Here is an 11,051-nt window from a genome sequence, read left to right on the forward strand (position 1 = left end):
ACTCATCTCGCTCTCGTCGGGTTCTCCATCGCGTTGAGGCCCTCGCTGCTCAGGGCACATGCCGCCACCACCGCCCGGGAGCGTCGTGAGACATGGCGTTCATCCCGATTTCACATTATTCCGTAGGTCGATGAGATCTCGCACCGAATGCCCGGATCCGGACCGGGCGCCACCACCTCCACGATCGTCTTCACACCGCACGTCCCCCACCGCGTCCCCCACGCCCCAGGGCGTGCGGCGGATGTGGCGTTCCTCTCGGTGGCCGGTCCCGGCACACGGACCGGCAGCCTGTCCGCCGGCGGCGACGCCGAGGAGGTGTGGGGCCATCGACAGGGGTCACAGCGCTGCGGCGGAGCCCGGACCACAGCAACGCTGCGGTCCGGGCTCGGCAATATCTGTGGCCGGGAAGTGAGAATTCGGCGTGGCGCGCGGGGAATATTCCTCATTCGACCGGCGGAGCGGAATTATTTGCCGCGGCCGGCCGATCACGGCATGCTACTGTCGGTGTCAGTTGCAGTTGTGGTCTTGCCTGAAGGTTTTCCGACGGGGTGATCATCACGGCGACCGGAGTCCGCACACGGCGAACTCCGAGCACCGTCCCGAAGGAGAATTAAAATGGCTGCTGGTACCGTGAAGTGGTTCAACGCGGAAAAGGGCTTCGGCTTCATCGAGCAGGACGGCGGCGGCCCCGACGTCTTCGCCCACTACTCCAACATCGCCGCCCAGGGCTTCCGTGAGCTGCTGGAGGGCCAGAAGGTCACGTTCGACATCGCGCAGGGCCAGAAGGGCCCGACGGCCGAGAACATCGTTCCCGCCTGACGCTGACGCACACTTCGCAGCTGGGGCCCGCACCTAGGGGTGCGGGCCCCAGTTCGCTGCGTTCGGGGCGCCGAACGCCTTGCGAATTCATTCGCACATATCTTTTCCCCCGGTTCTGAATTCCCCGAACCGGCCCGGTCCGGGTGGACATCCGCCCCGGACCCATCATCTTGGCTCGTTCTCGCTATTCCTTCTGCCGCTTTTCGCCGCCGCGGGAATTCCTTGATACGTGCCATATCAAGGAAGGTTCCGCATGAATCGCGAACGGACGAACGAACGCTCCACCCGCAACCGCACCGGAGGCTCGGCCTACGGCAGGAGCGGCTCCGGCTCCGGCCGCAGCGGCAGCCGGTTCGGAGCGGGCGGCGCCGGCCGCTCCGGTGCCCCGCGTCGCTCCGGCGGCTACGGGGGCCGGCAGACCGTGCAGGGCGAGTTCGCGCTGCCGAAGACGATGACTCCCGGGCTGCCCGCAGCCGAGTCGTTCGCCGACCTCGACATGCCCGCACAACTGCTCGCGGCGCTCGGCCACGAGGGCGTGACCGTACCGTTCCCGATCCAGTCGGCGACCCTGCCGAACTCCCTGGCCGGCCGTGACGTGCTCGGCCGCGGGCGCACCGGTTCGGGCAAGACCCTCGCCTTCGGTCTCGCGCTGCTGGCCCGCACGGCCGGCCGGCGCGCCGAGGCACGGCAGCCGCTCGCCCTCGTCCTGGTCCCCACCCGCGAGCTCGCCCAGCAGGTCACCGACGCGCTCACGCCGTACGCCCGCTCGGTGCGGCTGCGGCTGGCGACCGTGGTCGGCGGCATGTCGATCGGGAAGCAGGCCGGTGCGCTGCGTACCGGCGCCGAGGTCGTCGTCGCCACTCCCGGCCGGCTCAAGGACCTCATCGACCGGGGTGACTGCCGGCTGAACGACGTCGACATCACCGTCCTGGACGAGGCCGACCAGATGGCCGACATGGGCTTCATGCCGCAGGTCACCGCCCTGCTCGACCAGGTGCGCCCCGGTGGGCAGCGGATGCTGTTCTCCGCCACCCTGGACCGCAACGTCGACCTGCTGGTCCGTCGCTACCTGACCGACCCGGTGGTCCACTCCGTCGACCCGTCCGCGGGCGCCGTCACCACGATGGAGCACCACGTCCTCCAGGTGCACGACACGGACAAGCACCGGACGACCACCGAGATCGCCGCCCGCGACGGCCGCGTGATCATGTTCCTGGACACCAAGCACGCGGTGGACCGGCTGACCAAGGACCTGCTCGGCAGTGGCGTCCGCGCCGCCGCCCTGCACGGCGGCAAGTCCCAGCCGCAGCGCACCCGGACCCTCGCCCAGTTCAAGAGCGGACACGTGACGGTCCTGGTGGCGACCAACGTCGCGGCCCGCGGCATCCACGTCGACAACCTCGACCTGGTCGTCAACGTGGATCCCCCCACCGACCACAAGGACTACCTGCACCGCGGCGGCCGTACGGCCCGTGCGGGCGAATCCGGCAGCGTCGTCACCCTGGTGACCCCCGGGCAGCGCCGCGGGATGAGCCGGCTGATGGCCGACGCCGGCATCACCCCGCAGATCACGCCCGTCCGTTCGGGTGAGGCGGAACTGAGCCGCATCACGGGTGCCCAGGCCCCGTCCGGCATCCCGGTCGTCATCACCGCGCCGGCCCCGGCGCGCCCCCGCCGCGGCCCGTCCTCCTCGACCTCCTCCCGGTCCTCGTCGTCCTCGTCGTCCCGGAGCCGCCGTGGTGGCCGTACCGGTCAGGGCGGGTCCGCCGGCGCGGCGTCGCGCGGCAGGGCGCCGCAGCGGTCCGCAGTCGACCCGGCGGCGTGAAAACCCCTGGGCCCGCGGCTCATCCATCTCGGTAGGAGGCACCTTGACACCGGTTCAGACGCAGCGACTCCGGGCGGTTCCCGCTCACCCGACCGCGATCGACGACCTGGGCGGGTCCGGTCCGCGGGTCAGTGACGACATGACCGTCGAGGTCGCCGCCTCCGTCATGGCGAGCGCCCGCGTCGAGCACCTGCTCCTCATCGACGCGGACGACCAGTGCACGGGGTCGGTCAGCCTGGCCCAGCTCACCGAGATCCGCGACAGCTCCAGGTACACGGACCGGGTGCGTCTGCGGGACGTCCTCGGGGGATCATTCGCCTCGCTGGGTGCCCGGGCCGTCGCCGTCAGCGAGAATGGCCGCGCCCCGGGTGTTCTCCCTCTCCCCTGCTGATCCGTCCCACCCGGCCGGCCCCGTTACCCCTTCTCCTTGTGAGGCAACATGCGCTGTGTCATCGCCCGGTACCCGTTCGACCTGACCAAGGACGGAGTGCTGGCCTCGATGAAGGGCGTCACGCCCGAGCCCGTCACGGGCGAGTCCGTGACCATCGGCCGCCGCCGCTACCCCGTCAAGCAGGTGGGCGAGGTCATCACCCGTCAGGATCGCCGTGACTTCTCCAGCGGCGAGGTCACCCGGGCCATGGCCCGTCTCGGCTTCACCTGCCACGACCACCCCGAGGCCGCGCCGCCCGCGAGTGTCCTCACTCCGCTCCAGACCGCGTCGCAACTGCTCGGCAGCAGCGCCACCGCGGACGTGTGAGGACGAGCCACACCGCGAGTGCAGCACAGTGAGGGCCCCGGCGACACACGTCGCCGGGGCCCTCACCTCGTCGTACGGCAGCGCTTTCCGCACCACCGGCCCGACGGCGGGGTCGCCCGATGGTGTTGAATTCCCCCGGGGCCGTGGTGCCGATCGGCATCGGGGCCCCTCGACGCGTTGCACAACGAGGTGACATGACAGCAGACAGTCCGCTCAGCGGTCGGCTGGACGACGACGACTACCCCGCGTACACGATGGGCCGGGCCGCCGAGATGCTCGGCACCACGCCCGGCTTCCTCCGGGCCATCGGCGAGGCCCGGCTGATCACTCCGCTCCGCTCGGAGGGCGGCCACCGCCGGTACTCCCGTTACCAGCTCCGGATCGCCGCCCGCGCCCGCGAACTCGTGGACCAGGGCACCCCGACCGAGGCCGCCTGCCGGATCGTCATCCTCGAGGACCAGCTCCAGGAAGCCCAGCGCATCAACGCCGAGTACCGCCGGGCCGCGAACGAGACGGCGGACGGTCGGGGTCCCGGGTCCGGCTGAGCGGAGGCACGACGGGCCGGCGGGCTCCGGCTCCGCCGCGCCGCCCGCCCCTGGGAAGGCGCGCCGCGGCAGCGGATGATGGCCGTATGCGTATCCGCATCGAGGCCTCCGACCTGCCCGGCAGCGCCTTCCCGGCCCCTGCCGACGGCAACACCCCCGCCTACCGCAACGTCCACGTCGCCGTGCAGCGCCGCGACCGGCCGGCCGAACTCCTCGATCCCCAGCCCGGCGACGCCGAGTCCGCCACCTGGACCCTGGACTGCACCACCAGTGCCTCGCCCACCGGCACCGACGTGAAGGGCCCCTACGTACAGGACCGGCTCGGCCGCCGGTTCGTCTACCTGTCGTGGGGCACGGTCGACGAGTCCGGCGTCTTCTCGATGTTCCGCCGCGCCAAGCTCATGCTCGACGCCGTCCCCGCCGCCGTACTCGCCGCCGCCGCACGCGAGGGCCTGCTCGTCGGGCGCCTCGGCCTGACCGACGCGCGCGGCGGGCCCCTGTGCGCACGCGTCGAGCCCCCGCACGTCACCTGGACCGCCGCGCCCTTCGAAGGTGCCTGATCCGGCGAACTCCCCCGCATCCCACGGCCGCAGCGGGCGTCACCGTTCGCAGCAGGTTCCTCCACCTACAGACACCAAAAATCTATCGTGGCAGCAGTAGACATTGCGGCGGCGATGGTCGTAGAGTTTCTCTCGTAACCGAGAAATCGAGTATGCGAGGCAGACACGGACTGCCTCGCGGCAGTGCCCGCAGCACCGGCCGCGAAGGCCGCGAGCAGTACGACAGCTCATCCGAGGAAAGGTGGAGCGAACGCCATCAGGATCGCCCGGGCAGCGCAGAACCGGCCCGGGTACCGCAGGCCCCAGAACGGAAGGTGGTCCCCGGTCAAGCATTCGCGATCCCCGCATCCCCGCCCCTTTCGGGCGCCGACGCGGAATCAGAGATCCGGCGCAACAAAAAGCCGGTAGATGGTGTTGAACCCCTCGGGGCCCGGGTGCCGAACGGCACCCGGGCCCCTCGATGCGTCCCTGAAACGAAGGTGCTATGCCCGCTGACTCACCCGCCGCAGACAGCCTGGACGACGACGACTACCCCGCGTACACCATGGGGCGGGCCGCCGCCATCCTCGGCACGACCCCCGCGTTCCTGCGCTCCATCGGCGAAGCCAAACTCATCACCCCGCTCCGCTCGGACGGAGGCCACCGCCGCTACTCCCGTTACCAGCTGCGGATCGCCGCCCGGGCGCGCGAACTGGTCGACGAGGGCACCCCGATCGAGGCTGCCTGCCGCATCATCATCCTCGAGGACCAGCTCGAGGAAGCGCTGCGTCTCAACGAGCAGATGCGCCGGCAGAAGGACGCCCAGCACTGAGCCGACACCGAGCCGCGCGCCGATCTTGTACGGTCGACGGAGCCGGAAACCTGCTGCGGCTGACACAGAATTACGTACAGTGCCGTGAGGAATCGCGAAGGGGCGGTCGGGGCCCACGAACCCCGCGCCCCGACCTGTGCTACCGTGATAAGAGTTGCAGTTTTGGTTACCAGAGACTTTGAGTGCTCTTCCGACCTTCCGTCGACGAGCACTCTTTTCGTTTCCCGGGGCTTTAAAAGCTTCGGGCGGGGTAAATCGCCACTGCGACTCCGGGTCTGCAAGGTGCGGACTCCGGGTACTGCCCCAAGGGAGATTCAATATGGCATCTGGCACCGTGAAGTGGTTCAACGCGGAAAAGGGCTTCGGCTTCATCGAGCAGGACGGCGGCGGCGCTGACGTGTTCGCCCACTACTCGAACATCGCCACCTCCGGCTTCCGCGAGCTTCAGGAGGGCCAGAAGGTGAACTTCGACGTCACGCAGGGCCAGAAGGGCCCGCAGGCCGAGAACATCGTTCCCGCCTGACGCTGACGCGTACTACGTGGCTGGGGCCCGCACTCTAGGGTGCGGGCCCCAGGCATTGTCTTTTCCGTGTCCCGCCGTACGAGATCCACGGGTCCCGGCGGGGTTTCGCGGACGAATGGAAAAACCGCCCGGCTCCAGCGCCCGGACACCGCGCCGCGTTCCGCGCGGCACGAAGTACGGCGCCCCTGTCAGGGCGCACCGGTCCAGCTCTCACGGACCGGCTTCATTTCGTTTTTACTTCGGCTCAGTCTTGTGAATCCTCATGCGGCTCGTCAGCGCTCGAAGGAATTCCTCGATACGTGCCGCATCGAGGAAGGTTCCTTATGAACCGCGCAGCTCGCACGAACAACAACTCCTCCTCGTCCCGCTCCCGCGCGGACCAGGGCTCGACCGGCGCCACCCGGCGGGGCCGCTTCCGCTCGCAGCCCACGGGCCGACAGGGCGCCTCCGCCTCGTCGAACGCCGGTGGCCGGGGCGGCCGCGGAGGCCGTGGCAGCGCCCCCGGCGGGGAGTTCGCCCTGCCGGTGAGCGTCACTCCGGGCCTGCCGCCCGTCGAGGCGTTCGCCGAACTCGACATGCCGGAGCGGCTGCTGACCGCGCTCGGCGCCGAAGGCGTGGTCTCCCCGTTCCCGATCCAGGCCGCGACCCTGCCGAACTCCCTGGCCGGCCGTGACGTGCTCGGCCGCGGGCGCACCGGTTCCGGCAAGACGCTCGCCTTCGGGCTGGCCATGCTGGCCCGTACCGAAGGGCAGCGGGCCGAGCCCCGGCAGCCCCTGGCGCTCGTCCTCGTACCCACCCGGGAACTGGCCCAGCAGGTCACCGACGCCCTCACCCCGTACGCCCGCGCGCTGCGCCTGCGGCTCACCACGGTGGTCGGCGGTATGTCGCTCGGCCGCCAGGCGAGCGCCCTGCGGGGCGGCGCCGAGGTCGTCGTCGCCACTCCGGGCCGACTGAAGGACCTCATCGACCGCGAGGACTGCCGTCTGGACCGCGTCGCGATCACCGTCCTCGACGAGGCCGACCAGATGGCCGACATGGGCTTCATGCCGCAGGTCACCGCCCTGCTCGACCAGGTGCGCCCCGACGGGCAGCGGATGCTGTTCTCCGCCACCCTGGACCGCAACGTCGACCTGCTGGTGCGCCGCTACCTGCACGACCCCGTGGTCCACTCGGTGGACCCGGCCGCGGGCGCCGTCACCACGATGGAGCACCACGTGCTGCACGTGGAGGACGCCGACAAGCACGCCACCGCGACGGAGATCGCCGCCCGCGACGGCCGCGTGATCATGTTCCTGGACACCAAGCACGCGGCGGACCGGCTGGCCAAGAAGCTCCTGGCCGTCGGTGTGCGGGCCGCCGCCCTGCACGGCGGCAAGTCCCAGTCCCAACGCACCCGGACACTCGCCCAGTTCAAGGACGGCCACGTCACGGCGCTGGTGGCCACCAACGTCGCCGCCCGCGGCATCCACGTCGACAACCTCGACCTGGTCGTCAACGTCGACCCGCCCGCGGACCACAAGGACTACCTGCACCGCGGCGGCCGTACCGCCCGGGCCGGGGAGGCCGGCACCGTCGTCACGCTGGTCCTGCCGCACCAGCGGCGCGAGATGACCCGGCTGATGGCCGACGCCGGCATCACCCCGCAGACCACCCGGGTCCGCGCCGGCGAGTCCGAGCTGAACCGCATCACCGGTGCGCAGGCGCCCTCGGGCGTGCCCGTCGTCGTCACCCCGCCGGTGGCGGCCGAACGCCCCAAGCGCACCGGCTCCGCCTCCGGCAGCCGGCGCGGCCGGCCCGGCGGCCAGGGCCGCCGTCGCTCCACCCCGCAGGCGGGCAGTCGCTGAACCGGCCCCGGCCGTCCCGGTGTTCCGGGGCGGCCGGCCCGGCCGTCCGCCCCGTCGCCTGCGCCGGCGCCTCACTGGAGTAGGCTCTTCATCCATGTCGCACCCTGATGACCTGCTCGTCGACATCGCCGCGAGGGTGGAGTCGGAGCAGAACAGTCGGATGTCCCTCACCGTGGTGATCCCCGGAGCCGTCATCACCGGACGGCTGGCCCCGGAAGCCATGTGGAAGCAGCGGGTGGCCGAGGTGTTGCGGGACTCCGAGCAACTGGCCCCCTTCGCCGCCGTGTTCACCGCTCCGGACCCGGGCCCGGAAGCCGGCGGCGAGCCACCGGGGCGCCGTGCCCGGCCCACGCACCTCCACTTCCACGTCGCCCGGATCCTCCAGGGCAACTTCGGCATTCCCGACACCGGCGGCATGTACCGCGTCGCGCTGGACGACGTCAACGCCTGGACCGTCGGGGACATCAGCTACTCGGACCAGTGAACCGGACCGGCCGCCGCCCTACCCGTACGGGGTGGCGGCCGACCTGGTGAACAAGGGGCGCCGTCCCGTTCCAGGCGGGCCCTGTGCCGGTCGCCGAACCGGTGCGCTTCACGCCGCGGTTAAATTTCGCTCAACCTCTGGTTGCCGGACGGTGAGCGGGTGACCATGGGGCCATGACTCTGGCCGAACGCGCCATGGACCGACTGGAAGTCTGGCCCGACCTCAGCGCGGGCCTGCCCAGCTGTGGCACCGGGCGCGCCCTTCGCTCCGTCCGCCACGAGATCGTCCACTTCCACTCCGGGCGGGACGTCGACCTGCACCTCACCGTGCCGGCCATCGAGCGGTTCCGCGACGATCTACGCGGGTCGACCGCCGTACACCTGGTGCCGGGGTCCCGCTGGATCACCGTCCACCTCGACTGCGACGGTGACGTCGACCTGCTGATGAGCCTGGTCAGTGTCGCCCTCAAGGCCCATCTGGCCGAGGTACCGGCCGCGAGCCCGCTCCTCGCCTCGTGCAACTTCCGTCGCGTCACGGTGGTGCCGCGCGGCCGCGTCGACGACCGCTGAGGACGGCGGGGCGCGCGGAGAGCAGGCACCTTCGGAGGCGCCGTAGCCGCTCCCGGGGTGTAGCGGGCTACACCTCCGCTTCGGGAGAGCACTCCCTCGTGACGGCGGAGCGGGCACGGGATCGTTGATCTCACCAGGTCAACGGCTCCCCGTCGGGGAAGTCCACGGTTCTTCCCGAAAGGCTCCCGCCATGAAGACGCTGCTCTCCTCCAAGCCCGTTCTGTGGTTCCTCTTCCTGTTCAACCTCGCCGTCGCCGCGGTCGCCCCCTTCGCCGTCGACGGCGCTCAGGGACTCGTGACCAGTGCCGGCATGGGTGTCGTCGCCGTAGGTGCGGGCGTCGGCCTCCTCCAGGGGCGCGCCCGTCAGGAGCAGCAGTGACCCGGAGCGTCGGTGGCGGCCGCCTCCGCGGGGATCTGCTTGCTTAACTCAATCAATTCTGTTTATGCTTGAGTAAGTCAAGCAAAGCCACATGCACTGACGGAGGTCCCTGTCATGTCCGACGCCCTTGCCCGACCCGCCGAGGCGGCCACGCCCGCCCCGCCCAGGTCGAACGCCGTGGTGGCGGTGCTGGCCCTGGCCGGAATCGTCGTCTCCCTCATGCAGACGCTGGTCATCCCGATCGTCCCCGAGCTGCCCAGACTCCTCGACGCCCCCGCGTCCGACACCGCCTGGGCGGTCACCGCCACCCTGCTCGCGGCCTCCGTGGCCACCCCGGTCGTCGGGCGGCTCGGCGACATGTTCGGCAAACGACGCATGCTGCTGGTCAGCATCGTGCTGCTGGTGTCCGGATCGGTGGTCTGCGCCCTGTCGGACTCGCTGGTCCCGATGATCATCGGCCGTGCGCTGCAGGGCCTGGCCGCCGCGGTCGTCCCGCTCGGCATCAGCATCATGCGTGACGTCCTGCCCGCCGAGCGGCTGGCCGGCTCCACCGCCCTGATGAGCGCCTCGCTAGGTGTCGGTGGCGCCCTCGGCCTGCCCTCGGCCGCCTTCATCGCCGACAACTTCGACTGGCACCTGCTGTTCTGGGTCTCCGCCGCCCTCGGCACCCTCGCCCTCGTCCTGGTCGTACTGATCGTGCCGGAGTCCAAGGTGCGGGCCGGTGGCCGCTTCGACCTGGTCGGCTCGCTCGGACTGTCGGCCGGTCTGGTCTCCCTGCTGCTCGCCGTCTCCAAGGGCGGCGACTGGGGCTGGACCAGCGCCACCACCCTCGGTCTCGGTGCCGCGGCCGTCGTGATCCTGCTGTCCTGGGGCTTCTACGAGCTGCGCGCCAAGCAACCCCTGGTCGACCTGCGCACCACCGCGAAGAAGCAGGTCCTGTTCACCAACCTCGCCTCCGTCGCCCTCGGCTTCTCGATGTTCGCGATGTCCCTGGTCCTGCCGCAGCTGCTCCAGCTGCCCACCCAGACCGGCTACGGCCTCGGCAAGTCGATGATGACCGTCGGCCTGGTGCTGGCGCCGCAGGGCCTCGTGATGATGGCGATGTCCGCCGTGTCCGCCGGAGTCACCAAGGCCAAGGGCCCCAAGGTCACGCTGATGATCGGCGCCCTGATCGTGGCCGCGGGCTACGGCGTGAGCCTCGTCCTGATGAGTGAGGTCTGGCACCTCGTCCTGGTCTCCTGCGTCATCGGCGCCGGCGTCGGCTTCACCTACGGCGCCCTGCCCGCCCTCATCATGGGCGCCGTCGACCCGACCCAGACCGGCGCCGCGAACAGCCTCAACACCCTGATGCGCTCGCTCGGCACCTCCTTCGCCAGCGCCCTCGCCGGCGTCATCCTCGCCCAGATGACCACCGACTTCGGCGGCTTTGCCCTGCCGGCGGAGAACGGCTTCAAGACCGTCATGGCCATCGGCGCCGGAGCGGCCCTCCTCGCCTTCGCCATCGCCACCCTCATCCCCAAGCGGCCCGCGCCGAGTGCGGTCGCGCCCTCCACCGACCCCGCCCCCACAGCGCAGGCCGCCGCCGACGCCAAGGCCTGACCCGCGGCCGCCCCCTCTTCGTCCCACGCGCCCCACACGGCCGTCGTCCCGCACCCGCGGGGCGGCGGCCGTCCGTCGTTTCGCGCGCCCGTGTCGGAGTCCTCTCCAGCGGTGCGGTGGCGGCGCTGGCCGGGGTGATGCCCCGCGCGGTGGCGAACGCGCTGATCACCGTCGCGTCCACGCTCCTGTGCACCGAGCTGCACGCGCGCTTCACCTTCGGGGCCGGATGCAGGTTAGGCCGGGGCAGCCCAGAACGGCGGCCGGGACCCGCGAACCGCGCGGTTCCCGGCCGCCGTTGCCGTCGTCGGACACGGTCGCCGCCCGACGGCCGCCGTA

General features: G+C 70.9%; 13 protein-coding genes. All 13 read left to right on the forward strand.

The window, feature by feature from the left end:
- Positions 1-615 precede the first annotated feature (615 nt).
- The 13 genes from OG985_RS22720 (at position 616) to OG985_RS22780 (ending at position 10,715) form a co-directional block, all read left to right on the forward strand.
- Positions 616-819, forward strand: a complete 204-nt coding sequence (locus tag OG985_RS22720; protein WP_045556499.1) for a cold-shock protein — start codon at positions 616-618, stop codon at positions 817-819.
- Between the two features lie 253 nt (positions 820-1,072).
- Positions 1,073-2,644, forward strand: coding sequence for a DEAD/DEAH box helicase (locus tag OG985_RS22725; protein ID WP_371670172.1), 1,572 nt, complete (start codon positions 1,073-1,075; stop codon positions 2,642-2,644).
- A 43-nt stretch (positions 2,645-2,687) separates the two neighbouring features.
- On the forward strand, positions 2,688-3,035 hold the full coding sequence (locus tag OG985_RS22730) for a hypothetical protein (protein WP_371670173.1): 348 nt from the start codon (positions 2,688-2,690) through the stop codon (positions 3,033-3,035).
- 48 nt (positions 3,036-3,083) lie between these two features.
- Positions 3,084-3,401 carry an SCO5918 family protein gene (locus tag OG985_RS22735; protein ID WP_371670174.1) on the forward strand — a complete coding sequence of 106 codons (318 nt, stop codon included), beginning with the start codon at positions 3,084-3,086 and terminating at the stop codon, positions 3,399-3,401.
- Positions 3,402-3,595: 194 nt separating this feature from the next.
- Positions 3,596-3,946 (forward strand): MerR family transcriptional regulator, encoded by a 351-nt coding sequence (locus OG985_RS22740; protein WP_371670175.1) that lies wholly within the window; start codon positions 3,596-3,598, stop codon positions 3,944-3,946.
- A gap of 86 nt (positions 3,947-4,032) precedes the next feature.
- Positions 4,033-4,506, forward strand: a complete 474-nt coding sequence (locus tag OG985_RS22745; RefSeq protein ID WP_371670176.1) for a DUF5990 family protein — start codon at positions 4,033-4,035, stop codon at positions 4,504-4,506.
- 484 nt (positions 4,507-4,990) lie between these two features.
- A complete protein-coding gene (locus OG985_RS22750; protein WP_371670177.1) occupies positions 4,991-5,317 on the forward strand; it encodes a MerR family transcriptional regulator in 327 nt (108 codons plus the stop codon).
- A 319-nt stretch (positions 5,318-5,636) separates the two neighbouring features.
- A complete protein-coding gene (locus OG985_RS22755; protein ID WP_010985872.1) occupies positions 5,637-5,840 on the forward strand; it encodes a cold-shock protein in 204 nt (67 codons plus the stop codon).
- Positions 5,841-6,163: 323 nt separating this feature from the next.
- Positions 6,164-7,684, forward strand: a complete 1,521-nt coding sequence (locus OG985_RS22760) for a DEAD/DEAH box helicase (RefSeq protein WP_371670178.1) — start codon at positions 6,164-6,166, stop codon at positions 7,682-7,684.
- 94 nt (positions 7,685-7,778) lie between these two features.
- Complete coding sequence (locus OG985_RS22765; protein WP_371670179.1) at positions 7,779-8,168, forward strand: hypothetical protein; 390 nt, start codon at positions 7,779-7,781, stop codon at positions 8,166-8,168.
- Positions 8,169-8,341: 173 nt separating this feature from the next.
- The gene (locus tag OG985_RS22770; protein WP_371670180.1) at positions 8,342-8,737 is read left to right on the forward strand and encodes a luciferase family protein; all 396 of its coding nucleotides are present in this window, start codon (positions 8,342-8,344) and stop codon (positions 8,735-8,737) included.
- A 190-nt stretch (positions 8,738-8,927) separates the two neighbouring features.
- The gene (locus OG985_RS22775; RefSeq protein ID WP_371670181.1) at positions 8,928-9,116 is read left to right on the forward strand and encodes a hypothetical protein; all 189 of its coding nucleotides are present in this window, start codon (positions 8,928-8,930) and stop codon (positions 9,114-9,116) included.
- Between the two features lie 114 nt (positions 9,117-9,230).
- The gene (locus OG985_RS22780; protein WP_371670182.1) at positions 9,231-10,715 is read left to right on the forward strand and encodes an MFS transporter; all 1,485 of its coding nucleotides are present in this window, start codon (positions 9,231-9,233) and stop codon (positions 10,713-10,715) included.
- Positions 10,716-11,051: the final 336 nt, after the last annotated feature.

This window comes from Streptomyces sp. NBC_00289 (assembly GCF_041435115.1).
GTDB lineage: Bacteria > Actinomycetota > Actinomycetes > Streptomycetales > Streptomycetaceae > Streptomyces.

Excerpts from the sequence above, each read along its gene's own strand:
- OG985_RS22765 (WP_371670179.1), top strand. The coding sequence starts at position 7,779 with ATGTCGCACCCTGATGACCTGCTCGTCGACATCGCCGCGAGGGTGGAG.
- OG985_RS22755 (WP_010985872.1), top strand. The coding sequence starts at position 5,637 with ATGGCATCTGGCACCGTGAAGTGGTTCAACGCGGAAAAGGGCTTCGGC.
- OG985_RS22775 (WP_371670181.1), top strand. The coding sequence starts at position 8,928 with ATGAAGACGCTGCTCTCCTCCAAGCCCGTTCTGTGGTTCCTCTTCCTG.
- OG985_RS22745 (WP_371670176.1), top strand. The coding sequence starts at position 4,033 with ATGCGTATCCGCATCGAGGCCTCCGACCTGCCCGGCAGCGCCTTCCCG.
- OG985_RS22770 (WP_371670180.1), top strand. The coding sequence starts at position 8,342 with ATGACTCTGGCCGAACGCGCCATGGACCGACTGGAAGTCTGGCCCGAC.
- OG985_RS22725 (WP_371670172.1), top strand. The coding sequence starts at position 1,073 with ATGAATCGCGAACGGACGAACGAACGCTCCACCCGCAACCGCACCGGA.
- OG985_RS22750 (WP_371670177.1), top strand. The coding sequence starts at position 4,991 with ATGCCCGCTGACTCACCCGCCGCAGACAGCCTGGACGACGACGACTAC.
- OG985_RS22735 (WP_371670174.1), top strand. The coding sequence starts at position 3,084 with ATGCGCTGTGTCATCGCCCGGTACCCGTTCGACCTGACCAAGGACGGA.
- OG985_RS22760 (WP_371670178.1), top strand. The coding sequence starts at position 6,164 with ATGAACCGCGCAGCTCGCACGAACAACAACTCCTCCTCGTCCCGCTCC.
- OG985_RS22780 (WP_371670182.1), top strand. The coding sequence starts at position 9,231 with ATGTCCGACGCCCTTGCCCGACCCGCCGAGGCGGCCACGCCCGCCCCG.
- OG985_RS22740 (WP_371670175.1), top strand. The coding sequence starts at position 3,596 with ATGACAGCAGACAGTCCGCTCAGCGGTCGGCTGGACGACGACGACTAC.
- OG985_RS22720 (WP_045556499.1), top strand. The coding sequence starts at position 616 with ATGGCTGCTGGTACCGTGAAGTGGTTCAACGCGGAAAAGGGCTTCGGC.